General features: G+C 70.5%; 23 protein-coding genes and 1 pseudogene. 9 read left to right on the forward strand and 15 right to left on the reverse strand.

Annotated features, from left to right (window positions below):
* Window positions 1–89: 89 nt before the first annotated feature.
* The 3 genes from AB0B98_RS30235 to AB0B98_RS30245 all read right to left on the reverse strand — a co-directional run bounded on the left by AB0B98_RS30235 (window position 90) and on the right by AB0B98_RS30245 (window position 2,054).
* Window positions 90–902 carry an inositol monophosphatase family protein gene (locus AB0B98_RS30235; RefSeq protein ID WP_357366994.1) on the reverse strand — a complete coding sequence of 271 codons (813 nt, stop codon included), beginning with the start codon at window positions 900–902 and terminating at the stop codon, window positions 90–92.
* 70 nt (window positions 903–972) lie between these two features.
* Window positions 973–1,488 (reverse strand): hypothetical protein, encoded by a 516-nt coding sequence (locus AB0B98_RS30240; RefSeq protein ID WP_357366996.1) that lies wholly within the window; start codon window positions 1,486–1,488, stop codon window positions 973–975.
* Window positions 1,489–1,607: 119 nt separating this feature from the next.
* The gene (locus AB0B98_RS30245; protein ID WP_357366998.1) at window positions 1,608–2,054 is read right to left on the reverse strand and encodes a hypothetical protein; all 447 of its coding nucleotides are present in this window, start codon (window positions 2,052–2,054) and stop codon (window positions 1,608–1,610) included.
* Between the two features lie 207 nt (window positions 2,055–2,261).
* On the opposite strand from AB0B98_RS30245, the gene AB0B98_RS30250 reads away from it, so the two are divergent.
* Complete coding sequence (locus AB0B98_RS30250) at window positions 2,262–3,023, forward strand: GNAT family N-acetyltransferase (RefSeq protein ID WP_357367000.1); 762 nt, start codon at window positions 2,262–2,264, stop codon at window positions 3,021–3,023.
* Window positions 3,024–3,067: 44 nt separating this feature from the next.
* Window positions 3,068–3,787, forward strand: a complete 720-nt coding sequence (locus AB0B98_RS30255; protein ID WP_357367002.1) for a tetratricopeptide repeat protein — start codon at window positions 3,068–3,070, stop codon at window positions 3,785–3,787.
* Here AB0B98_RS30255 and AB0B98_RS30260 read toward each other — a convergent pair.
* The 3 genes from AB0B98_RS30260 to AB0B98_RS30270 are packed head-to-tail and all read right to left on the reverse strand — an operon-like array spanning window position 3,784 to window position 6,599.
* The gene (locus AB0B98_RS30260; protein WP_357367004.1) at window positions 3,784–4,500 is read right to left on the reverse strand and encodes an NAD(P)-binding domain-containing protein; all 717 of its coding nucleotides are present in this window, start codon (window positions 4,498–4,500) and stop codon (window positions 3,784–3,786) included. The two genes, AB0B98_RS30255 and AB0B98_RS30260, sit on opposite strands and share 4 nt — an antisense overlap.
* Window positions 4,501–4,528: 28 nt before the next feature.
* On the reverse strand, window positions 4,529–5,557 hold the full coding sequence (locus tag AB0B98_RS30265) for an LLM class flavin-dependent oxidoreductase (protein WP_357367006.1): 1,029 nt from the start codon (window positions 5,555–5,557) through the stop codon (window positions 4,529–4,531).
* On the reverse strand, window positions 5,550–6,599 hold the full coding sequence (locus AB0B98_RS30270) for an LLM class flavin-dependent oxidoreductase (RefSeq protein WP_357367008.1): 1,050 nt from the start codon (window positions 6,597–6,599) through the stop codon (window positions 5,550–5,552). The genes AB0B98_RS30265 and AB0B98_RS30270 overlap by 8 nt, the downstream gene beginning before the upstream one ends.
* Before the next feature lie 108 nt (window positions 6,600–6,707).
* Here AB0B98_RS30270 and AB0B98_RS30275 point away from each other — a divergent pair, with 108 nt between their 5' ends.
* From AB0B98_RS30275 to AB0B98_RS30290, 4 genes are all read left to right on the forward strand, one after another.
* The gene (locus AB0B98_RS30275; RefSeq protein ID WP_357367010.1) at window positions 6,708–7,199 is read left to right on the forward strand and encodes a MarR family transcriptional regulator; all 492 of its coding nucleotides are present in this window, start codon (window positions 6,708–6,710) and stop codon (window positions 7,197–7,199) included.
* 249 nt (window positions 7,200–7,448) lie between these two features.
* The gene (locus AB0B98_RS30280; protein ID WP_357367034.1) at window positions 7,449–9,317 is read left to right on the forward strand and encodes an ABC transporter ATP-binding protein; all 1,869 of its coding nucleotides are present in this window, start codon (window positions 7,449–7,451) and stop codon (window positions 9,315–9,317) included.
* A gap of 53 nt (window positions 9,318–9,370) precedes the next feature.
* Window positions 9,371–10,504 carry a sensor histidine kinase gene (locus AB0B98_RS30285; RefSeq protein ID WP_357367012.1) on the forward strand — a complete coding sequence of 378 codons (1,134 nt, stop codon included), beginning with the start codon at window positions 9,371–9,373 and terminating at the stop codon, window positions 10,502–10,504.
* A complete protein-coding gene (locus tag AB0B98_RS30290; RefSeq protein ID WP_357367014.1) occupies window positions 10,501–11,163 on the forward strand; it encodes a response regulator transcription factor in 663 nt (220 codons plus the stop codon). The genes AB0B98_RS30285 and AB0B98_RS30290 overlap by 4 nt, the downstream gene beginning before the upstream one ends.
* Before the next feature lie 85 nt (window positions 11,164–11,248).
* Here the strand turns inward: AB0B98_RS30290 and AB0B98_RS30295 are convergent.
* The 3 genes and pseudogenes from AB0B98_RS30295 to AB0B98_RS30305 form a co-directional block, all read right to left on the reverse strand.
* Window positions 11,249–11,684: pseudogene (locus tag AB0B98_RS30295) on the reverse strand (DUF6223 family protein).
* A 154-nt stretch (window positions 11,685–11,838) separates the two neighbouring features.
* A complete protein-coding gene (locus tag AB0B98_RS30300; protein WP_238668976.1) occupies window positions 11,839–12,327 on the reverse strand; it encodes a nitroreductase/quinone reductase family protein in 489 nt (162 codons plus the stop codon).
* Between the two features lie 179 nt (window positions 12,328–12,506).
* Window positions 12,507–13,262: a hypothetical protein gene (locus AB0B98_RS30305; RefSeq protein WP_357367016.1), complete on the reverse strand. Its 756-nt coding sequence runs from the start codon at window positions 13,260–13,262 to the stop codon at window positions 12,507–12,509.
* A 342-nt stretch (window positions 13,263–13,604) separates the two neighbouring features.
* Between AB0B98_RS30305 and argS the strand changes: the two genes are divergently transcribed.
* Window positions 13,605–15,323 carry an arginine--tRNA ligase gene (gene argS, locus AB0B98_RS30310; protein WP_357367017.1) on the forward strand — a complete coding sequence of 573 codons (1,719 nt, stop codon included), beginning with the start codon at window positions 13,605–13,607 and terminating at the stop codon, window positions 15,321–15,323.
* Window positions 15,324–15,344: 21 nt separating this feature from the next.
* On the opposite strand, the gene AB0B98_RS30315 is transcribed toward argS, so the two are convergent.
* From AB0B98_RS30315 to AB0B98_RS30330, 4 genes are all read right to left on the reverse strand, one after another.
* Complete coding sequence (locus AB0B98_RS30315) at window positions 15,345–15,686, reverse strand: metalloregulator ArsR/SmtB family transcription factor (RefSeq protein ID WP_112585316.1); 342 nt, start codon at window positions 15,684–15,686, stop codon at window positions 15,345–15,347.
* Between the two features lie 189 nt (window positions 15,687–15,875).
* Window positions 15,876–17,069 carry an endo-1,4-beta-xylanase gene (locus AB0B98_RS30320; protein ID WP_357367019.1) on the reverse strand — a complete coding sequence of 398 codons (1,194 nt, stop codon included), beginning with the start codon at window positions 17,067–17,069 and terminating at the stop codon, window positions 15,876–15,878.
* A gap of 340 nt (window positions 17,070–17,409) precedes the next feature.
* Window positions 17,410–18,240: a PIG-L family deacetylase gene (locus AB0B98_RS30325; protein WP_357367021.1), complete on the reverse strand. Its 831-nt coding sequence runs from the start codon at window positions 18,238–18,240 to the stop codon at window positions 17,410–17,412.
* Between the two features lie 23 nt (window positions 18,241–18,263).
* Entirely contained in the window at window positions 18,264–19,910 is a 1,647-nt protein-coding gene (locus tag AB0B98_RS30330; RefSeq protein ID WP_357367023.1) for an immunoglobulin-like domain-containing protein, read from the reverse strand.
* A 163-nt stretch (window positions 19,911–20,073) separates the two neighbouring features.
* Between AB0B98_RS30330 and AB0B98_RS30335 the strand changes: the two genes are divergently transcribed.
* On the forward strand, window positions 20,074–20,979 hold the full coding sequence (locus tag AB0B98_RS30335; RefSeq protein ID WP_238668971.1) for an alpha/beta hydrolase: 906 nt from the start codon (window positions 20,074–20,076) through the stop codon (window positions 20,977–20,979).
* Window positions 20,980–20,983: 4 nt separating this feature from the next.
* On the opposite strand, the gene prfH is transcribed toward AB0B98_RS30335, so the two are convergent.
* Window positions 20,984–21,613 (reverse strand): peptide chain release factor H, encoded by a 630-nt coding sequence (prfH, locus tag AB0B98_RS30340; RefSeq protein WP_357367025.1) that lies wholly within the window; start codon window positions 21,611–21,613, stop codon window positions 20,984–20,986.
* Window positions 21,610–22,788: an RNA ligase RtcB family protein gene (locus AB0B98_RS30345; RefSeq protein ID WP_357367027.1), complete on the reverse strand. Its 1,179-nt coding sequence runs from the start codon at window positions 22,786–22,788 to the stop codon at window positions 21,610–21,612. Before AB0B98_RS30345 ends, prfH begins: the two co-directional genes overlap by 4 nt.
* A 172-nt stretch (window positions 22,789–22,960) precedes the next feature.
* Here AB0B98_RS30345 and AB0B98_RS30350 point away from each other — a divergent pair, with 172 nt between their 5' ends.
* On the forward strand, window positions 22,961–23,491 hold the full coding sequence (locus tag AB0B98_RS30350; RefSeq protein WP_357367029.1) for an adenylate kinase: 531 nt from the start codon (window positions 22,961–22,963) through the stop codon (window positions 23,489–23,491).
* Window positions 23,492–23,569: the final 78 nt, after the last annotated feature.

The following is a 23,569-nucleotide window of genomic DNA, read 5'->3' on the forward strand; positions in this document are numbered from 1 at the left end:
TCGACGGTGGTGCTCAGCTGACGTACGTCCGGGCACGGCGGCCCTGGCGTGATCATCTAGGGACGCTAGAACCTCAACCGCACTTCATGTCAAGGCCGGGTCGATAGCGAGCCCTGTTTCCGGACGAGCGTCAGCAGGGCGGCGTGCGTCCGCTCGTCAGCGGCAACGACGAGACCGTCCCCACCGGTGTGCAGCGGCTGACCGTCGAGCCCGGTGACCACGCAGCCGGCCGCTTGGCAGAGCGCGATTCCGGCCGCGAAGTGGACGCTGTTGCGCAGGTCGTGGCGGTCGGTCACATAGGCGGCGCGGCGACCGGCGGCGACCCAGGCCACGGCCAGGCTGGTGGAGACCACCCGGGGCCGGAACTGTTCGAGGAAACCCTCGTCGGTGAGCAGGCGGGCGGCCAGGAAGACGTCCCGATTGGGAAAGGGCGGATCGAGATTCAGGTCGACGAGCGTCGACTCGGCCGAGGGGACGAGTCGCTCGTCAGTCCCCGCGCCCCGGACGTACGCGGCGGTGCCGTCGGTCCAGAACACCTCGGCGGCGAACGGGTCCACCGAGGCCGCCACCGTGACGTCCGACCCGACCCGCAGGGCTACGTTGACCGAGGCCAGCACGGTCCGCGCGGCGAAGTTCAACGTGCCGCACAGCGGATCGACCAGCCAGGTGCGCCCGTTGTCGCCGGTACCCGTACGCCCGCTCTCCTCGGCCACCACCGCGTCGTCCGGACGCGCCGCGCGCAGGACGTCGAGGACGGCCCGCTCGGCCTCGACGTCGGCAGCGGTGGCGAAGTCACCGCCGGTCTTCATGACGCGCGTCAGCTCCGAGCCGTACCGGGAGCGGACGACTGCGCCCCCAGCTTCCGCCGCCTCGATGGCCAACGCCTGGTCTGTGATCGACATGCCCGAACCATAGGAGCCGTCGGCAACGTCGATGACAGCCCCACACCCGGGCCGTGGGTCACCGGGCAGGTCAGTCCGACAGCTCGATGATCGGCACTTGACTGACGACCGCCGTCATGATCATGGGAGCGTCGCCGTCACACTGGTTGACCGAGACAGCGACCCACCGACCCTCGGTCACAGTCGGCCCCCAGACCGTCAGATCGCCGTAGCAGTCCCTGTCGCTGAGCGACTGGAACAGCGCCGGCATTGGTGCACCGGCCTGATGCCGAAACAGCGGCACCCGCATGCAGACCCTGCGGTGCGCACCCCACCTCCGGTCCAACTCCCGTACGACGAGGGCCAGGTTCGCCTCGGCGGCCTCCTCGGCCTGGTTCCATTCGGCGCCGTACACACCCGTCAGCGCCTCGCTCTCCCAGAGCGGGGCGATCCGGAAGCCCGCACCCCGGGTGCCGGTCCACTCACCGGTGGCCGGGTCGCCCTCGTCGACCGGGACACCGTCCGTGGGCAGGTCCGCGGCGAGCAGCGACTCGATGTCGGACACCGTCCGACCGGCGTCGAACACCTCGCCGGCCCGGCCGGTCATCGGGGGACTCCTCGTACCGCTGGCGGCCCGTACCGCATCGTCCGCACCACCCGTCTCCGTCGGCTCTCCGGCCCTCGATCATCGCACCGTGGGCCAGCCGACGAGGGGGCGGGCATCGGTCAGGAGATCGCCTTCTGCACCAGCTCGGTGATCTTCTTCTCCACGGCCGGGCTCCACTGCTGCAACGCGTACGCCACCGGCCAGAGGTCCCCGTCGTCGAGGTTGGCCGGGTCCTGGAAGCCCACCGTCGAGTACCGGTAGCTGAACTTGCCGGAGTCCTGGAAGAAGACGACGATCTTGCCGTCCTCGTTCGCGTAGGCGGGCATCCCGTACCAGGTCTTCGGCGTCAGGTCGGGGGCGGCGGCGGTCACCGTCACGTGCACCCGCTCGGCGAGCGCGCGGTCCTCCGGCTCCATCTGCGCGATCCGGTCGAGGACCGCTTGCAGCCCGTCCGCCTTCTTGGCGCCCTTCTTGCCCTCGGCGCGCAGCTCGGCGGCGCGTTCCTTCATCGCGGCCCGCTCCTCGGCGCTGAAGCCGTCGGACACGGTAGTGGTTTTCGCGGACATTCTCGGGCTCCCTATCGTCGTGCAGGTCGGCATGCTGCCGTCCACCTGGGGAAAGGCTAGGGCGCTCGGCCCGGGCGGGCTTCTCGATTCCTGATCGGTTCGAGACCGGACAGCAGGTGGCGGGCATCGTGCCAGTGATTTGCCGGTCCGCGTGGTCGGTGGCTAGGTTGTCGACCGAAGCAGAACGACCGGTCTAGGGAGTCCGTCATGAACATCAGCGCCGATCGGATGGCGGCGGCGTACTTCGACGCCTTCGAGACGCTGTGCACAGTGACCCCGAAGGGCGGGTACGCCGAGCTGGGCACCGCCCGCGCGGGGGTGACGCAGGCCGGCGTCGCGACGCTCAACGCGGCCTACGACAGGTCCACCGAGCCCGATCTCGGTTCACTCGACGAGATGGCGACCGAGGTCGGCAGGCAGGCCGCGCACTGGTCGATCATCGTCAGGGGCGAGGCGGACGACCAGGTCGCCGGCCTCGCGGCCCGGCACGGCCTCCTTGAACGCGCCGAGCTGCCCCTGCTGGCCTGCGCGGCGGACGATCTCACCTTCCGTGCCGGCTCGGCAGAGCGACCCTCGGTGCGTCAGGTCGGCGCCGCCGAGAACGACCTCTACACCGACGCGCTCACCCGGAGCTTCGAGGTTCCCGAGGGCCTCTTCGGATCGCTGACGGGCGGTGCGGTGCTCGACGCCGAGCCCATCACCGGCTACCTGGCCGAGGAGTCGGGCCGGCCCGTCGGCACCGGGCTCGGGATGCTGACGTCCGGGGTGGTCGGCGTGTTCAACATCGCCGTGGTTCCGTCCGCCCGGGGCCGTGGCCTGGGCCGGGTGATCACCGAAACGGTTCTGCGGGACGGCATCGCTGCCGGCGCGGATGCCGCCTACCTGCACACCAGCGTGATGGGTCGGCCGCTCTACGAGTCGATGGGCTTCACGCTCGTGGAGACCTGGACCATGTTCCACGCGCGGTGACGGACGATGTCGACCGGGCGGTGCCAGTGACGGGGGAGAGGGCCATGACCTTCAGTGAGAGCGTGCGTTCGGCGTTTCGGCGGGGCGAGACCGACGCCGTGGTGCGGATGAGCGAGGCCGAGATCGAGCGGGCGCAGGCGGCCGGCGACCCGGCGGGCGAGGTGGAGGCCCGGTACAGCCTCGCCCGGGTCGCCATTCGCGGCGGTGACCTGCCGGGCGGAGAGGCCCGGGCCCGGGAGGCACTGGAGGTGGCGCTGCGCTCCGGCGACCGCAGCCTTGAGGAACGGCCGAGACACGTGCTGGCTGGCGTCGCTCGGATGTCCGGCGACCTGCTCCGCGCCCGGGACCTGTACCGGGAGAGCATCGCGCTCAACGAGGCGCTCGGCCAACCCGAGACGGTCAACTCCGAATATCACAACCTCGCATTCTGCGAGCTGGGTCTGGGCAACCTCGACGTGGCGCGGACGCTGTTCGCCGAGAACCGCGAGCGGGTGTTCGACAACGGGTGGGCCGACTTCGTGCCGTACGTCTGCGTCGCCGGCGCCGCGCTCGCGACCGCCGAGGGGGACCACTCCCGCGCGGCCCGGATGATCGGCGTCGCGGACGCCGCGTTCGCGGCGCTCGGCCAGGTGCCGGACCCGGACGACGCGGCGGACCTCGCCCGGATGCGCGTCGCAGCGACCGAGGCGCTCGGCCCGACCGACTTCGACCAGCAGTACGCCGTGGGCCAGCACCTCGAACCGCGGGCGGCGTTCGACGTCTAGGCGGCCTCGGGTGCGGTCGAGGCTCGGGCGGCGGTGATGGTTCGCCCCCGCTCCGACTCTCCGAAGCGGTCGAGCATGGCGCGTACCTCGTCGGCGCTCACGTTGGCGCCGAACAACTCGCTGCCCGGTTCGAGTCGTACCCCCTCGGCCAGCGGGCCGGCGACGACAGGATCGAAGCCGAGCGCGTCCACCAGGGCCGCGACCTCGGTGAGGTCGGCGTTGTCGTCGCCGGCGATCGCGATGGCCTTGCGGCCGCTCGTCCCCGCCGGTCGGGCCTCGTCCTCCAGGTCGTGATAGCCCATGTGGTTGAACGCCTTCACGACGCGTGAGCCGGGCAGGAACGCCTGGACGGTCTCGCTCGACGAGGTACGCGGGTTGGTGAGGTCGTCGCGGATGCCGTCGATCTCCCACCAGTAGTTCATGGCGTCGACGACGAGCTTGCCGCGCAACGCCTCGGCGGGAACGCTGCGGTACTTGCCCAGGGGCAGGGCGAGGATGACGACGTCGGCCTCGGCTGCCGCGTCGACAGCCGTGGTGGCCTCGGCCCCCGGCGCGAGGACCTCGACGGTGAGGGCGATCTTCGCCGGGTCGCCGGAGCCGGCCACCCGTACCCGGTAGCCGGCGGCGACGGCGAGCCGGGCGAGCACCGTGCCCACCTTGCCGGCCCCGAGGATGCCGAGGGTCGCCGGCCGGCTCCGGTCGTTGTCGAACATGGTCGTCCTCTCGCGTGGGAAGTGCTGATCAGGCCAGCAGGTCGCGGACCATGGGGATCACCTTGCAGCCGTAGAGTTCCACGGCGCGCATCCGGGCGCTGGCCGGTTGCGCTCCGGCCGAGTAGATGAGGTCGAACCGGCCGACGCCGAGGCTGCGGATCGCACGGGCCATCCGGCGGGCCACCGTCTCCGGTGAACCGATGTAGAGGGAGCCGTTCTCCACCTCGGAGTCGAACTCCTGACGGCGGATCGGCGGCCAGCCCCGCAGTTTGCCGATCCGGTCCCGCATGATCCGGTAGTGCGGCCAGTAGATCTCCTTGGCCTGCTCGTCGGTGTCGGCGATGAAGCCCGGCGAGTGCATGCCGACCGGGTGCGCGGTCGTGCCGAGCTGATCGGCCGCCCGGCGGTACAGGTCGATGTAGGGCGCGAAGCGCTCGGGGGCGCCGCCGATGATGGCCAGCATGAGCGGCAGCCCGTACTGGGCGGTGCGGACGACCGACTGCGGTGAGCCACCCACACCGACCCAGGTGTCCAGGTGACCCGATTCGGTCTTCGGGAACACGTCGGCGTTCTCCAGCGGGGCACGCAGGGTGCCGCTCCAGGTGACCGGCTTCTCGTCCAGCAACTTGACGAACAGTTCGATCTTCTCCTCGAACAGCGTGTCGTAGTCGCGCAGGTCGTAACCGAAGAGCGGGAAGGACTCGGTGAACGAGCCGCGACCGAGGATGACCTCGGCTCGGCCGTTCGACAGCGCGTCCACTGTGGCGAAGCGCTGGAACACCCGTACCGGGTCGTCCGAACTGAGCACTGTCACGCCGGAGGCCAACCGGATCCGTGAGGTGCGGGTGGCGATTCCGGCCAGCACCGTCTCCGGCGTGGAGACCGAGTACTCCGGCCGGTGGTGCTCGCCCAGGGCGATGACGTCGACCCCGAGTTGGTCGGCGAGCACCGCCTCGTCGACGACCTGCCGGATCGCCGCCGCGTGGGAGACGAGCTTGCCGGCGTCGTCCTGCGGTACATCGCCGAACGTGTCCAGGCCGAACAGCAGATCAGACATGGTTGGGCTCCTTAGCCAGCAGCTCCCGGACCCGCGGCGCGACCTCACTGCCCAGCAGTTGGATGGTGCGCGCGCGTGCCTCGCGGGGCAGGTGCATGATGTCGTACTTCAGGTCGAAGCGGCTCAGCCGCAGGTCGCGAGCGACAGTGGCGATCTTCTGCGCCACCGTCTCGGGTGAACCGACGAAGAGCGCCCCGTGGTCGATTTCGGCCTCGTAGCGCGCGCGGTCCGGTTTGTAGAAGCCGCGCTCGGCGGCCAGGGCCGCCACGACCGGCTGCCAGTATCGCCACCACGTCTCCACCGCCTCCTCGTCGGTGTCTGCGACAAGGCCGAGTGAGTGCTGCCCGATTGGCTGCAGGGTATGCCCGAATTGTTCGAGGGCCCTGGTGTAGAGGTCGACGTGGCCGGCGAAGCGCTGGGGACGCCCGCCGATGATCGCCAGCATGAGCGGACGTCCGTGCCGGGCGGCGCGGATGACCGAGTTCGGGCTTCCCCCGACACCGATCCAGGTCGGGATGCCGCCGGGCCGCATCCGTGGGTGCAGGCGCTGGGCGGTCAGTGGGCTTCGTACCGTGCCGGACCAGGTGACCGGTTCATCCTGCTGGAGTCGCAGGAAGAGGTCCAGCTTCTCCTCGAACAACCGCTCGTAGTCGGCCAGGTCGTAACCGAACAGCGGAAACGACTCAGTCGCCGACGCGCGCCCGAGGACGATCTGGGCACGGCCGTCGGAGACGGCGTCGAGGGTGGAGAACTCGTGGTAGAGCCGTACCGGGTCGTTGGTGCTGAGCACTGTGACCGAGGTGCCGAGGCGAATTCGCTCGGTCGCCGTAGCGACCGCCGCCAGCAGCACCGGTGTCGCGGAGTCGTTGTGGCCCTCGCGGTAGTGCTCACCGACGCTGAACACGTCGAGTCCGGCCGACTCGGCGAGCCGTGCCTCGTCCACCAGTAGCCGTACGGTCTCGGCGTCGCTCAGCACCCGGTCGCCGTCGGTGGCCACCTCCCCGAACGAGTTGAGCCCCAGCTCGAAGTCCGCAGCTGCCATCGTCTCCTCCTCGTGCAATCCGCCGGCGACCCACGAAAGCGGACCTACCGGTTGACGTGTCAATGATGCTAACTTGGCGATTGACACGTCAATTCCCGGGAGAGTGCGATGACGGAGGCCACACCCGGCTGGCGGGGCGGACGCCAGCTCCCGACCGCCGACGAGCTACGAATCTGGCGGGACTTCATCGAGACGACGGCAGCGCTCGGCTCCCGGCTCGAGTCCCGCCTACAGGGCGACTCCTCGCTCTCGACCGGGGACTACTCGGTGCTCCTCGCCCTCAGCGAGGCGGAGGGCGAGGCGATGCGGTCGTCCGAGCTGGCCTCGCACATCGGGTGGGAGCGGAGCCGGCTCTCCCACCACCTCGGGCGGATGGAGCGGCGCGGCCTCATCCGCCGCCAGGAGTGCGCCACGGTTCCCCGTGGGGCGGAGGTGCTGCTCACGACGGCGGGCGCCGAGGCGTTCAGGGGAGCCACCTTTCCCCACCTGCGCGCCATCCGGGAGCTCTTCGTCGACGCCCTCACCCCGGAGCAGATCGTCGCGGCGGGCGAGATCGCCGCGGCGCTGAAAGCGCGACTCGACGCTCTGCGCACGCAGTGACGCACCGGGACGCCTTGCCGGTGATATCGCATCCATAACGGCGAGTGTTCAGGCGATTGCCGAGAGCTATGTTCGGGTGGTCCAATCCTCCAGGAACCCGCCAATCCGCCTGCCCTGGCTGAGACGGCGACGGGTGCCGCCCCGGGAGGTACGACCATGATCGAGACCGCCGCAGCAGAGGCCCACCGCGTTCGACCTGGCCAACCCGGCCCTGGGCGTACCGAGTCGGTGCTGCCGGAGCTGCGGGAGATGTGGTGGGAGACGGGGGTGCGGGCGCGCGCGGAGGCCGGCGTCTTCGCCGTCTTCGCGGAGCTGCCCAGGCTCGTCTGGACAGCCATCGGTATCAGTTGGCGCGCGGACCGGCTCCGTACCGGTGTGGTGGCCGTGGCCACCGTCGGCGCGGGGGTGATGGCCGCCTTCGGCCTGTTGGCCACGCAGCGGGTGTTGGTGGAACTGTTCGCCGGAGGACCCACCGCCGACAAGGTACGGGCGGCGCTGCCCGCGCTGGCCGTGCTGGCGGCGACGGTCGCGCTCCGCGCCGGTATGGGCATCGCCACCGGGTACGCGCAGAACGGGTTGACGCCCCGGGTGAGCCGTGAGGTGGAGCGGGGCCTGTTCGAGGTGTCCACAGCGGTCCGGTTGGAGGCGTTCGACGCCGACGCGTTCGCCGATGACATGGAACGCGCCTCGCGGGGCACCGAGTCGACGATCGGGCTGGTGCAGGCGTCGATGAACCTGCTCGCCGGGCTGGCCGGGCTGCTGGCCGTGGCGGCCGCCGTCATCGTCATCCATCCGTTGCTGCTGCTGGCGCTGCTTGTCGCCACGGTGCCCAACGCGTGGGCGTCGTTGCGGGCCGGGCATCTGCGCTACCAGACGTACACCACCGGATCGGTGCGCCGACGTCGACTGTGGCTGCTGCACAAGTTGATGGCCGAACGTGCCTCGGCCCCGGAGTTGCGCTCCTACGGGCTGCGCCGGTTCCTGCTCGACCAGTACGACCGGGTGATGCAGGTGGAGACCGACATCCAGCTCGCCCTCGCCCGGCGGGTCACCACGACCACCACTGTCGGCGCCATCATCGGCGGCCTTGCAACCGGCACCGTCTACGCCCTGCTCGGAATGCTGCTCCTCGACGGGCAGATCCCGCTCGCCGCCGCCGCGACCTGCGTCATAGCGGTGCAGTCGGCGCAACGGTCCCTGGCCATCGCCACCTTCCAGGTCGACCACGTCTACACCGAGGGGCAGCACTTCGGCGACTACACCGGTTTCATGACCCGTGCCGACGCGTACCTACCGACCGGCACCGGGCCCGTTGCCGCCGCCGATCCGGACCGGCTGCGGGAGTTGACGGTCGACGAGGTCAGCCTGCGCTACCCCGACCGGGACGACCCCGCCGTCGACGGCGTCACGTTGACGATCACCGCCGGGCAGACTGTCGCGTTCGTCGGGGAGAACGGCTCGGGCAAGACGACACTCGCCGCGATGATCGCCGGCCTTCGCGCCCCCACCGAAGGCAGCATCGAGTGGAACGGCCGCCCGTTGTCGGACTGGAACGTCGACGGGCTGCGTGCCCGGATCGCCGTGGTGACGCAGGAATACCACAAGTGGCCGTTCACCGCGGCCACCAACATCGCCATCGGCGACGTCGACAGCGAGGCCCGGCAGGATCGCATCGAGGCCGCCGCCGGCCGCGCCGTCGCCCACGACATGATCAACGAGCTTCCGCACGGGTACGAGACACTGCTCGACCGGACCTTCGCGCGTGGCCAGGACCTCTCCGGTGGGCAGTGGCAGCGCATCACCGCCGCTCGCGGGTTCCTGCGCGACGCCGAACTGCTGATCATGGATGAGCCGTCCTCAGCGCTCGATCCCCGCGCCGAGGACGCCCTGTTCCAGACCATCCGGGACCGGAAAGGTCGCGCCACCACGATCCTCATCACGCACCGGCTCGCCAACGTCCGGCACGCCGACCGGATCTTCGTCCTGCACCACGGCCGGCTGGTCGAGGCGGGCACACACGCCGACCTGGTCGCCACCGGCGGTCGGTACGCCGAACTGTTCGCCCTCCAGGCCGCCGGTTACGACGCGAACCTGGCCGAGGGCAACCGGCACACCTGAACCGTCCAGTCGGACCTTCTCCCGCTGGATCGCGGGAGGCTAGGCTTCGGCCCATGTCAGGGTGGCGGGGCCGGACGGCGGACGTGGCCCTGGTGCCCGCCGTGGGTCTGGTCGGCGTCACGGGCCTGGTGGTGCAGTCGCGCGGCATCGACACCGCCGCCGAATGGGCGGCGCTGCTGGCGGTGCTGCTCTCCACCGGCGCGTTGTACGTCCGGCGGCGTCATCCGGTGTCGGTGGGCGTCGTGGCGCTGGCTGCCATCGGCGCGTACGGTGCGTTGCTGCACCGGCCCGGTCCGATCATGGTGGTGTTCGTCGTGGCGCTCTACACAGTCGTCGACGAGGGGCATCTCGCGGTCGCCATCGGGCTCGGTCTCGCCTCGGTGATCGCCTTCGCCGTTGCGGACAGCTACAACCGGTCCCCGAACACCATGAACGGGGCGACGCTGCTGCACGCCGGTTGGCTCGTCGCGGTCATCGTCGGCGTGACCCGTAACCGCCGCGCCTACCTCGCCGAGGCGCAGGCCCGGGCGGTCGTCGCCGAGCAACGGATGGAGGAGGAGGCCCGGCGGCGGGCCACCGAGGAGCGGCTGCGCATCGCCAGGGAGTTGCACGACGTGCTCGGCCACCACCTGTCGTTGATCAACGTGCAGGCCAGCGCCGCGTTGCACAGACCCGACCCGGTCCGGTCCGAGCAGGCCCTCACCGCGATCAAACAGACCAGCAAGGAGACGTTGAGTGAGTTGCGCGCGACGCTGGGCGCGCTGCGGCAGGCCCCGACGGTCGTGCCTGCACCAGGTCTGCACCGCCTCGGTGATCTGATCAGGACGGCCGCCCGGCCGGAGTTGGAGATCCGCACCGAGCTGGCCGAGACGCGGTCGCTACCGCCGGAGGTCGACCTTGCGGTGTATCGGATCGTCCAGGAGGCGCTCACCAACGTGGCGCGTCACGCGCGTGCCACCGCCGCCGTGGTCAGGGTCCGGCCCGATCACGACGACGTGCTCGTGGAGGTCGAGGACGACGGCACCGGCCAGCCGGGTTCGCCGGGCAGCGGGATCCTCGGAATGCGGGAGCGGGTGCGGGCCCTCGGCGGTTCGCTGACGACTGGCGCGCAGCCGGACGGGGGCTTCCGGGTCTGTGCCCGTCTGCCGATGCGACAGGACCCGGCGCCAGTGGGGGAGCAGATGTGATCCGGCTGCTGATCGTCGACGACCAGACCCTGGTACGCGCCGGCTTCCGCTCCATTCTCGACGGTGAGGACGGTCTCGAGGTGGTCGGCGAGGCTGCCGACGGATTCGAGGCGGTGCGGCTGGCCCGGCAACTGCGACCCGACGTCGTCCTCATGGACATCCGGATGCCCGGGCTCGACGGCCTGGCCGCCACCGGTGAGATCGTCGCGAACTCCGATGCCCGCGTCATCATTCTGACCACGTTCGACCTTGACGATTACGTCTACGACGCGCTGCGGGCCGGAGCCAGCGGCTTCCTGGTCAAGGACACCGAGCCGGCGGAGTTGATCCACGGGGTGCGGGTGGTGGCCCGGGGCGACGCGCTGATCGCGCCGTCGATCACCCGACGGTTGATCGCCGAGTTCGCGGCCCGAGCCAGGCATCCCGACCCCGGGCCACGACTGGGTGTGCTCACCGAGCGGGAGCGTGAGGTGCTGGCGCTGGTCGCCGCCGGCCTCTCCAACGACGAGATCGCGGCGCGGTTGGTGCTGAGCCCGGCGACCGCCAAGACACATGTCAGCCGGATCATGACCAAGGCCCATGCCCGGGACCGAGCCCAGTTGGTGATCCTCGCCTACGAGTCCGGTCTGACAGTGCCTGGTTGGCTCACTCGCTCCTGACCGCCGCCGTCGGATCGTCCGGTACGGCCGCCGACGGAGCGGCCTCCGGGTGGAACGGGATCAGCCAGGCCGGAACCGGTCAGCGTCAGCCCGCCAGGCGGCCGGTGCGGCGCGCGCGAAGCAGGGCCAGCCCACCGAGCACCACGCCGGCCAGCCCGACCACAAGCGCCACGTAGGCCCCGCCCCGCCCGTTGCCCGTGCCGATGCCACTGTCCGAGGTTGGCCACCACCAGCCCGCCGAGCGCCATGCCGATCAGCCCCGTCACCAGGGCCAGGACGCCGCCGAGGCTTCCCGAGCCGGTACCGAGGCGACTGGCGGGGCGGGCCAGGGCCCGTCCTCCGATGACAGTGCCGACCAGCCCCAGCAGGGCGGCCACACTGGCACCGAGACGCCCGGAACTCATGGAGAGAGCAGTTGCGGCGGTCGGTTGGGCGGAGAGGTGCGTGGCTGCCGGTGCGGCCAGCTCGATCAGTGCGAGCGGAGCGGTTACGGCGGTGGCGAGCAGGTGACGGACGGACATCGTGGATCCCCTCGGTCGCGTGACGGGTACGAGAGGCAGCCTAGGAAGCAAACCCCCGCCGAGTCGTCATGCCGGAGTTGCCGATGGGCCTACCACCCGGGATGTACGCGCTCGGGACGTCGTACCGCAGCGGATGTCTCTACCGGCCAGCGCATCACGGCGTTGGGGAGCCGCCCTCCGATCTGGGCTCCAGCACCACCACTGTGGTTTCCGACGATCGCCGCGCCGCGTGGGCGTCGAAGTTCTTGTCGGAATCGCGCCAACGGGGCCACAGCCGCGACCGCTCGTCGTCGGTGGCGGCACGGGCGCGGACCAGTCGCCGCCCGTCGGGCAGATCGACTGACGCGTCCGGGCGGGCCTGGAGGTTGAGCCACCAGGCGGGTGCGCCCTCGCCCCATCCGTTCATCGCCACCCCGACCAGGTTCGGGCCATCCTCGAAGTAGGCGATGATGACGCTGCGTTGCTGACCGGTGCGGCGGCCGACAGTGGTCAGCCGCAGCGTGCCCCACCGGTGCTCGCGCGGTCGCCACAACCCGACCCGGCTGCCGGTGACCCGGTACAGGCCCCGGTGCACCGACCATGCCAACCGGATGAACCACCGCGGCGGAAGCCACGGTGCCTTCGTTGCCTGACCGTCCGACATGACGACCTCCTCCACCGACCGACGTTGACGGCCCGACTGGCCGCCGCCGAGTTCGGCGACGCCCACTGTGGACCGTGATCCTCAAGTCTTCCGGCGGGAGCGCGACTCGCGTCCGGGTGTCCAAGATTCGACTGAGGATCGAACCGATCGGTGGAAGCCCCGCTTCGGTGGCGGGCCTGTCACCCCTGCCAGGCGTCGATGGCGCGGACGCCGTCGCGGACGACCCGGTCCAGGATGGCGGGGTTGCCGCTGGTGCCCTCCCACCCCTGGTCGTCGAAGACCGTCACCGTGCTGTCGACGCGGGCCACGGCGATCTGGCTGGACGCGGTGCCGCCGGTGCGTTCGCCGTTCAGGCTCGTCTCGGGCCAGGTGCGGGTCAGCAGCAACGCCTCGTCGCCGACTCCGGGCAGCGCCTGACTCTTGACGGTGACGCGGTTTCCGGACTGGTCGTACGAGGGGCACGCCTGCACCGCGGTGCGGAGCCGGCCCAGGTAACCCGAGCCGCCGTCGCCGTCGAAGGTGAAGATGGTCTGGTGGATCATTCCCTGCGGCACGTTGCTGGAGGGCTCGCCGGCCTTCTGGTAGGTGACTGTCATCGCGGCGCTGGCGGTGACCTGCCGGCCGCCGGTGCCGAACTCGTTGCCGCACAGCTTCGGCAGGGCCTCCTCGACGGGCGTCGTCCGTCGCGGAGACTTCCGCAGTTCGGCGGGCAACTCGACGAAGGCCGAGGTCGGGATGGTCACCGGGGTGCTCGCGCTCGGCGATGGCGGCTCAGTCGGGGGCGCTGACGCCGACGCGGTGGCCGGTGCGGTGGTCGCCGGGGCCGAGCCGGGCGGATCCTCGGTGGTGGTGCAGGCAGCGGCCAGCGCGACGGTGCCGAGCAGCGCGAGCGCGCGTCGCGTACGGGCCAGCGGCAGTGGTGTGTATCGGCTCATCTTCACCCCTCGTCTGTCCCTGGGGAGTTCCCTGCCCGGTGTCCAACGAAACGACCACGCTGCGGGCATCGACCGGACCACCGGAATCGAGGTGTCGTCGCGTCGGCCGGGCCGCTAGGCTTCCCCGCATGACCAGCGTGATCGCTCTGTGCACCGGACCGTCGTGTGACGTCCAGGTCGGTGCGCGGCGACGCCGGCGATCCGTCGCCCGCCCGCGCTGACCTGTTTCCTGCGACCGGCGGATCGAGCCGCCGGTCGTTCGCTGGTCGTTCTCGGTCCGCCCGTATCTCCCCCGTCAACGGCTCGCGTGACAGCGCGGGTCCGAGCGAGATCGGCGTACTCATGGATCTTGAAAAGATGTTGTCCGGCCGGCTGGCACCGGCGTTCGCGGCGGTGGCCGGCGGCCCGGTCGACCCGCTCGTGCGGCGGTCTCCGCGTGCGGACTTCCAGTCCGACGCGGCACTGGCCCTGGCCCGGCGGCTCGGCCGCCCGCCGCGCGACATCGCCGCGGCGGTGCTGGCGCACGCGGTGCTCGACGACGTCGGCGTGTCGGCGGAGGTCTCCGGGCCGGGTTTCCTCAACCTGACGGTTGCCGATGGGGCCCTGGCCGACCTGGTCGGCGGGCTGGCCGGTGACGCCCGGCTCGGCGTGCCGCCGACGGCGACGCCGCAGACCGTGGTGGTCGACTACTCGGCGCCCAATGTGGCGAAGGAGATGCACGTCGGGCATCTCCGCTCCACAGTCATCGGTGATGCGGCGGTGCGGCTGCTGGACTGGCTCGGGCACCGGGTGGTGCGGGTCAACCACCTGGGTGACTGGGGGACGCCGTTCGGCATGCTGATCGAGCACCTGATCGACCTCGGTGAGGCCGAAGCCGCGCAGAACCTGTCGATGGGGGACCTGGACAGCTTCTACCGGGCGGCCCGGGTGAAGTTCGACGCCGACGAGACGTTCCAGGAACGGTCGCGGCTGCGGGTGGTCGCGTTGCAGGGCGGTGACGAACGGACCCGCCGGTTGTGGCGGCTGCTGGTGACGCAGTCCGAGCGCTACTTCCTGAGCGTGTACGACCTGCTCGACGTGACGTTGTCCGGGGCCGACTTTCGGGGCGAGAGCGCCTACAACGACCTGCTCGCGGGCGTCGTCGAGGACCTGGACCGGCTGGGGCTGCTGCTGCCCAGCGATGGGGCCGAGTGCGTCTTTCCGCCCGGGTTCACCGGCCGGGACGGTGAGCCGTTGCCGCTGATCGTGCGCAAGAGTGACGGTGGGTACGGCTATCCGGCCACCGACCTGGCCGCACTGCGGCAGCGCGTCGGCGAACTGGGCGCTACCCGGCTGCTGTACGTCGTCGGCCTACCGCAGCGGCAGCACTTCGCGATGGTGTTCGCCGTCGCTGAGGCGGCCGGCTGGCTCTGCCCGCCGGCCCGGGCTGAGCACCTGGGCTTCGGGTCCATCCTTGGCACCGACGGGCGGATGCTGCGCAGCCGGGCCGGTGAGTCGGTGAAGCTGGTCGGGCTGTTGGAGGAGGCGGTAGCCCGTGCCACCGACCTGGCCCGGAGCAGGAACCCAGAGCTGGACGCCGGGACCGCCGACGAGATCGGCCGCGCGGTGGGCATCGGTGCCATCAAGTACGCCGACCTGTCCGTCGACCGGACCAAGGACTACGTCCTGGACTGGGAGCGGATGTTGGCGCTGGACGGCAACACCGCGCCCTACCTCCAGTACGCGTACGCCCGGATCCGGTCCGTGCTGCGGCGGGCCGGGACCGCCGTGCGGCTGGACGCGCCCCTCATGGTGGCGCAGCCTGCGGAGCGGGCGCTCGCAGTCGAGCTGCTCGGCTTCGCCGGGGTGGTTGGCGAGTTGGAGCGGAGCCTGGAGTTTCACCAGCTCGCCGCTTACCTGCACCGACTCGCTACCGCGTTCAACGCGTTCTATGAGCGCTGCCCGGTGTTGCGTGCCACGGATGAGCTGCGGGAGAGCCGGCTGCTGCTGGCCGAGCTGACCGCCCGGACCCTGCGGCAGGGGCTGCACCTGCTGGGCATCCGCACGTTGGAGCGGATGTGACGAGCCGGCCTTCCGGCCCGGTCAGCGGGCCCTCTTCGTGGCCCGCTTCCTGGGCGGCGTCAGGAGGTCGGCGATCTGCGCGATCGCGGCGGGCACCAGGCGGTAGTACGCCCAGACCCCGCGCTTGTCGCGTTCGAGTAGGCCGGCCTCGGTGAGGATCCGAAGGTGATGACTCACCGTCGGCTGGGAGAGATTGAGCGCCGCGGTGAGGTCACTCACTGACGCCTCACCTTCCGGCGCGGACTGGATCAGGCTGAGCAACCGGAGTCGCGCCGGATCGGCGAAGGCCTTCAGCACCCCCGCTAGCCGCTCGGCATCGGCCCGCTTGATGGGATCGCCGGTGAGCGGCGAGATCGCAGGCATGGCAGTTTTCGCAGTTCCCACGCCTGCCATAGTGACACCAACACCATCAATAAACCGGCAGATCCGGCACCAGCCCTCCGATGGCGTCCGGATGGCGCAACGGAACCACCGAACGTGAGTCGAACCTCGACGTCCGTGGTGGCACACGGGCCGTGTGGAGCTTCGGGAAGCTCCACACGGCCCTGGGCGTCAGCGGCGGGGTTTGGGTGCGATGCGGGGCAGGACGTACGGTGGCCCCGCGAAGATCAGGTCGGACTTCAACTCCTGGTAGGCGCGCTTGGGCTGGTAGTTCTCGTCGTAGATGGTGGCCAGGCCCTCCGGCGGGTCGTCGAACCAGCCCGGCACCCACGAATGGTTGTCACTGAAACCCCAGACGGTGTACGACAGGCAGCTCCGCACGGCGAGGCACGCCTTCATCAGCACGCTGAAGTTGGCGGCCGACGCCTGTAGCCGGGGGTTGATCTCCTCCGAGTTGCCCGCCTGGACGCCCTCGGTCAGCTGGCTGCGGACGTCGACCTCGGTGAACGCGGTCGCGACGCCGAGCCCGCTGAACTTCTTCAGCGCGGCGGTCACCTGGAGGGTGTCGAAGTTGCCGTACTGGGTGCCCAGGTGGCCCTGGGAGCCGACGCCGTCGATCGGGACGCCCTGGGCGCGCAGGCTCTTGGTCATGTCGTACACGAACTGGGTCTTGTCGTCCGCCGGGTTGCCCGAGCCGAACGCCTCGATGTTGTAGTCGTTGTAGAACAGCAGGGCCTTGGGGTCGGCGGCCCGCGCCCAGCGGAACGCGTCGGCGATGTAGCCGGGCCCGAGGTTCTGCGCCCAGAAGCCCTTGTAGTGCAGGGTCGACGGGGTGTCCCACGGATCGCTGACCGCCTCGTTGACCACGTCCCACTGCCAGATCTTGCCCTTGTAGCGGTTCACGACTGTGGTGATGTGCTTGCGCAGCAGCTCGCGCAGCTCCTGCTTGCTGATGGAGCCGTCGGCGACGCCGCTGGTCAACCAGGCGGGCAGCTGGTTGTGCCAGACCAGCACGTGACCGCGCACGCTCTGCCGGTTGCGCTTGGCGAAGTCGACGAACTGGTCGGCCGGCCCCCAGTTGTAGCTGCCGCGGGTCGGCTCCAGGCTCTCCCACTTCATCACGTTCTCGGCGGTGACCGAGGCGAACTCGGAGGAGGCCAGCTTGCGGTACTGCGGGTCGCTGGCGTCGTTGAGGGCATCCATGTCGACCGCGGTGCCGACGTGCAGGCCGTGGCGCAGGCCGAGGGCGCCGAGGCTCTGCGTCGTGGGGTCGTACTGTCGACTCGCTGTCGCCGGCACCGTGTTCAGCGTGGCGATGGTCGCGACGGCGACCAGGCCGACTGTCGACCACTGTCTCAACTTCATGTGCCTTCCCTTCCAGACGATCAATAGATGAATGTCGATCTAGGAGGTGAGGGTCCGGTATTGGTGGGGTGGAGACGCGAGCTGGTGGGGTGACGCCGGTAGTTCCGGCCGGAAACCGGAAACTCGCTCGAAACGTTAAGCCGATCTATGTCTGGGCGTCAACGCTGAAAACTTCCGGAAATTCATCACATGACCTGCGTGCCGCTGAGCGGCTGGCGGTCGAAACTTCCGGAGGCTGGCGATCGGCGGCGGGTTCGCGTGGTGAGGTCAACACGGCGCACGCCACCAGGCACCGTCGACCCGGTGGCCGACGATGCCTGGTGGCGCTACGGAAGAGTGATCAGCGCAGACCGGCGAAGAGGTCGTCCTCGGGGGTCGGCGCGCCCGTCCGGTCCCGGACCCGCACGAAGGTCTCCACGCCCATCAGCTCGGTGAACCGCTCCTGGCCCAGTTGCAGGAAGAAGATGTTCTCGGTCTGACTGGCGTGAGTGGCCAGCGCGTCGAACTTCTGCGCGCCGTACTTGCTCGTGTCGACCCAGGTGGTGATCTCGTCGTCGGGCAGGCCGAGCTGCGGCATCGGCTCCCCTGCCGAGTCCGGCTCGGCCCAATCGACGCCGAGCTCCTTCATGATCCGACCGAACTCCGCGAACGCCGTACGCGGCACGGTGGTCCAGTAGACCTTCGCCGGGACGTCCGTCTGCTCGACGGCGGCCATGGTGATCCGATGGGCCTGGATGTGGTCCGGGTGGCCGTAGAAACCGTTCTCGTCGTACGTGACGATCACGTCCGGCTGGTACTGCCGAATCAGCTCGGCGAGCCGGGCCGCCGCCTCCGCCACCGGCGTCGTCCAGAACGCGCCGGGCTGGTCGTTGGTGGGCCAGCCCATCATCCCGGAGTCGGCGTAGCCGAGGGTCTCCAGGTGGGTGACGTTCAACGTGGCGCAGCTGGCCTCCAGCTCGGCCTGCCGCATCGCCACCACAGCGGCCGGGTCGTGCCCCTCCTCGCCCGGCTTGACCCCACCCGGACCGTCCCCACACCGCCCGTCGGTACAGGTCACAAGGACTGTGGTGACCCCCTCGGCGGCATAACGGGCAAGCACGCCGCCGGTGCTCGTCGCCTCGTCGTCGGGGTGGGCGTGCACCGCCATCAGGGTCAGAGGTCGCTCAGCCATGCCACCACCCTACGGTCATCCGGCTACGGCCCCACGACCTGCACCGGGAACGAGGCGGTCCTCGTCACACCGACCACCGAGTAGGACCCGATGACGGTCCGCGCACCTGCGGTGGTGCTGTCGTACCCCGAGAGCGTGTACCCACCGTGGCCGTGCTCCAGCACCTCGTCCCGCACCCCGTCGGTGTAGTCGGCGGTGACCACGAGCCCCGTGCGGTCCAGGGGCTCGCCGACGGCGTACGTGGTCCTGGTCGGTGGCTTCCGCACCGCGACGCTCGTCGGGTCGGCACCCCGCATGGCGGCATGCTCCGCCTGGGTGAGGGCGAAGACGGTCCCGTGGCGCAGCACGCCGTCCGCCAGGTCGTATGCCGGCTTCCGACTCCAGTCGATGGGCGTCCAGTCGCCCGACGCGAGGTCCGCGCTCCAGTACGGGTGCAACTGCTCCTCCAGGTGTCCAGCGGAGGGCGACCCGGCCCAGATCTGGTCGGCCCAGAGGTAGTAGCCCCCTCCGCGTACGTCACAGGGGTTCGCCTTGACCACCATCGGCGCTTCGGCGTAGGTGGTGTTCATCCTCCGGTGGGTGATGCAGCTCGCCACCAGCTCCCACTCGTCAGGGGGAGCGAGGATGGCTGTCGACCGCTCCTGATAGATGTCCTGCGCGCCGCACGACGGGACGTACGGTGTGACCCCGACGCCGGTGGCCGTCCGGTCGCTGACGAAGCGGTGGTAGGACCCGTCCGTGTCGTCCCGGATGATCATCGCGTCCAGCGCCCCGTGGTGGGGCCGGCCGCACATCACCTGCGCCGGGGTGAACGTCACGAAATCTCGCGTGGTGCTGTAGAGGGTCTGGTTCCTCGTGAGCGGGAAGCGGCCACGCGGGTCGGTGCGCTCCGGTGTGTAGTAGGTGCCGGGGGCGTACATCGACGACGTCCAGTAGACGACGTAGGCGCCGATCGACTCGTCCCAGATGGCCTCCGGGGCGAACGCCATGCCTGCCTCTTCCGGGGCGACCAGCACGTGTCGCTGCTCGGACCAGGTCCGCAGGTCGGTGGACTCCCACACCTCGATGTGCCGGCTCGCGCCGCTCTGCGCCCAGTCCCAACCCCGCCACCCGTACGAACGGCCATCGACGTTCAGGTCGGTGGCGACGAGGTAGAACCGGTCCCCCTCCGGGGAGCGGACGATCGACGGGTCGCGGATGGCGTGCATGCCAGCGCGGGACCGCAGCACCGCCTGCCCGTCGTTGACGGCTGCCCAACTCGTCGGATCGTTTCCGATGCTCGCGGCGAGGTAGAGCTGTTGCCCCGCCTGGCTGTTGGATCGGGCGAAGTTCGCCATGCCGTAACGCGAGAACGGGGCCAGCGCGACAGCGGGGCGCACTGTCAGCACGAAGTCCCGGCGCGCCTCGACGGCGTCGACCCGGATCCGGGCCGTCATGGTCACCTCCGTCGCGGAAGCCCCGACCGGCGGACGGGTGACGACACCAGCGGCGCTCGCGCCGTCCGCCCGATCGGACACGACGTCGGGATTCGACGACGTCCACCGGATCGCAGCACCAGTCGCCGTCGCCGTCGGCAGCGTCACGTTCCCGCGTACGTCGTCAGCGTTGCGGATCGTGATCTCGGCCAGCGCCCGATCCGCGCCCGCGGTGGTCTCCTCGCCCCGTGCCACCCGGACCCCCCTCCGCCACCACCTGACGCACCGGAGCGGGCATCGTACCCAGTTCGGCATCCGTCGGGCGGTCCTCGTGTGAACGGCTCTCAGGCTCCGGGCGGGTCGTTAGATTCGGGCGTGATCGGCACATCCGAGCAGGTCGGGACGCAGGGGGAAGTCGATGGCAAGGACCGCCGGGGGGTTCACTGACCTGCGACAGGTCGAGGCCGGTGTGCTGAACGTCGGATACGTGGACGCCGGGCCGCCCGACGGGGACGCGGTGATCCTCCTGCACGGGTGGCCCTACGACATCCACAGCTTCGCCGACGTCGTGCCGCTGCTCACCGCCGCCGGACACCGGGTCGTCGTACCGTACCTGCGGGGCTACGGCACGACCCGGTTCCTCTCCGACGACACCATGCGAAACGGCGAACCGGCGGCCATGGGTCTCGACCTCATCGCCCTGATGGACGCCCTGAACATCGACACCGCGAAGCTCGCCGGGTTCGACTGGGGCGCGCGGACCGCCGATGTCGTCGCCGCGCTGTGGCCCGAACGCTGCCGAGGGCTGGTCTCGGTCAGCGGTTACCTGATCGACGGGCAGAAGTCGGGCACGGTGCCGTTGCCGCCGAAGGCAGAGTTCGCGTGGTGGTACCAGTACTACTTCGCCACCGAACGCGGCCGGGAAGGCTACGACAAGAACCGGCGCGACTTCGCCAAGCTGATCTGGCACACCGCGTCGCCCAGATGGACGTTCGACGACGCGACGTTCGACCGCAGCGCGGCGGCGTTCGACAACCCCGACCACGTCGACATCGTCATCCACAACTACCGCTGGCGGTTGGCCCTCGCCGACGGCGAGCCGCAGTACGAGGAGATCGAGGAGCGCCTGGCCGCGAAGCCGAAGATCACGGTGCCCAGCATCTCCCTGGAGGGAGACGCCAACGGTGCGCCGCACCTGGAGCCCACCGTCTACGGCAAGCAGTTCGCCGGCCCGTACGAGCACCGGACCGTCGGGGGCGGTGTCGGGCACAACCTGCCGCAGGAGGCACCGCAGGCATTCGCCGACGCGGTGCTGGAGGTCTGAGTCGCTAGCCTCCCGGTCGCCGGGGCGTCGGGCGTTCCACCCGCACCGGATCGCCACGAACCAGCCCGTCGTGGATGCGCCACCGGGCGGTGGTGACGGCCCGCCGCGCCGCCTCGTCGCCCTGCTCGATGCGGTGGCGCAGCAGGTCCAGTGCGATGCGGCGGTTGAGGCTGAACTGCCGCTCCTCGTCCACCACGACCACCAGGCCCGAAGGGCGGTGCGTCGCGCGTACCGCAGTGCTGGCCTTGTTCCGGTGCTGACCACCCGGCCCGCCGGTGCGGCAGGCGACGATGTCGACGTCCGCCTCGCGGAACGTCGTCGGCCGAGCGGCGCGTTCGGGCGGCTGGGCGGTGACGTACCAGTTCTTCCGGCCGATGCCCGACCGGTACGGGCTCGGGGCCTGCCAGCACAGCGTCCCGGTCCACGAGGCCGCGAACGCCTCGGCGTCGACGCCGGAGATCCGGATCAGCACCGACCGGTAGGTGCCGGCGCGGTCGCCGGGGACCGCCTCAACCTGCTGGATCGTCAGACCTCGGCCGACGCCCTCGCCCCGCAGGCGGTGCAGCAGTTGACTCAGCGCCCAGGCGCACTCCTGCGGCCCACGCCCGGCTGACAACAGCAGCAACGCGGTCACGAGCGGCCTCGCCGGCCGCGGTGGCCCCGCCGGTCCGGGCGTCCGGCGGACCCGAGGTCGGGCGTCTTGTAGGTGACCACTGGCGTCGTGCTGACAACCGGCGTGGCCAGCCGGTGTTCGACCAGGTCGGCGATCACCTGCTCGATGCGCTTGTACGCGGTGGGCGCCTCCTCGAAGAGCAACTGCCGGTCGCCGCACACCACAAGAGAACCCACAGGGGTACGGCGTAGCTCCTCGACAGTGTGCTTGGCCCGGCCCCGCCGCAGCGCGTCGGCGCGCGACATCTTGCGGCCGGCGCCGTGGGCCACCGAGAAGTTGGCCTCCGGCCCGGCGTGGGCGGCCACCAGGTAGGACGCCGTTCCCCGGGTACCGGCGATCAGGACATCGCGCCCGTCACCCGGCGCTGCGCCCTTGCGGTGCAGGTAGACCCCGTCCAGAACCTCGACCAGGTTGTGGCACTGGTCGACGATCGGCGCGGTGGGCTCGGCCCCCAACGCGTGCGCCACCCGGGCGGCCAGCACCCGTCGGTTGAGCGAACCCCAGCGCACGGCGTCGTCGTGCATGCCCAGGTAGGCGGCGGGGTCGGGTGCCGCACCAGCGCCGTGGACCTCGGTGTGCGCCCGCAGGATCCGCTCGCCCAGACCACGGGAACCGCTGTGCACGATCAACACGAGATCGCCCGCGTCGAGCCCCAGCCGGCCTGCGTGCCGTACGTCGAAGACGGTGTCGACGCGGGCCAGCTCCACGAAGTGGTTGCCCCGGCCCACCGTCCCGAGGCCGTCCAGGTGGCCGGCCGGAACGGCACCGTCGACGGTGGCCCAGGCGGGGTCGTCGGCGTCGCGCACCGGGTCGAGCGCCTGGTCGAGGTCGGGGAACCGGGTGGCGAGCCGTTCCGGTACGGCCCGCTTGAGCCTGATCGGAAACACGGCGATGCCGCAGCCGATGTCGGAGCCCACCAGGAACGGGTACAGCACTGTCGACGCCATGGCCGCGCCGATGGGGGCGCCCTTGCCGGGATGCAGGTCCGGCATCGCGGCGACGTGCCGCATGCCGTCCAGGGCGGCGACCTGTTGGCACTGCGCGAGCGCGTCGGACTCGATCCAGCTCGCGGGAGAGGCGAACACCGTGACGGTGGCCGGGGTGGAAGGGGGCAGGGGCTCATTGTGCTGGGACAAGGAGACTCATCTCTGGCTGCGAACGTGGCAACGGACGGCGTCGCGGCCCCCGGGAGGCATCACCGGTGGCGCGGAGCAGGGGGTGGAGTCCGTCAGTACGTCATGGACGTCACTCTGGCCGAGGCGCGCCAGGCACGACAACCGATTTTCCTTCACGACGTACGCTGCCGCGATGAGCGCACCGCGTCGCATCCTGGTCTACGGGGTGTACGGCTCCGGCAAGTCCACCCTCGCCGCGCGGTTGGCCGAACACCTCGGACTGCCCTGGTATCCGGTGGACGATCTGCTCTGGCAACCGGGCTGGGTCGAGGTGCCGGTCACCCAGCAACGTGGCCGGATCGAGGAGATCTGCCGACTGGACCGCTGGATCATCGACGGGGCGTACCACGGCTGGCGGGACGTCCCGATGGCCCGCGCCGATCTGGTCGTCGGCCTGGACTATCCACGGTGGCGGTCGTTCGGGCGGTTGCTCCGTCGTACCGTTCGCCGGGTGGTCACCGGCGAGGTGATCTGCAACGGCAACCGCGAGTCGCTGAGCAGCGTGCTGTCCCCGGACTCGATTCTGGTGTGGCACGTCACGGCCTTCGGCCGCGCCCGGCGGCGAATGCGGGCCTGGCAGACCGACCCGTCCGCGCCGCCGGTGGTGTTACTGCGCTCCCCAGCGGAGCTGGACGTCTGGCTGGCCGGGCTGCCCCGCCGCTGAGGCCGCGCGAGGCGCGGACGGCCGCCGCGACAGTCAGTGGCGAACGCGCCGTCGGCCCGCTCCCGGTGGGGAGCGGGC

Source organism: Micromonospora sp. NPDC048947 (assembly GCF_040649495.1).
In the GTDB taxonomy this organism is placed as follows: Bacteria; Actinomycetota; Actinomycetes; order Mycobacteriales; family Micromonosporaceae; genus Micromonospora; species Micromonospora alfalfae.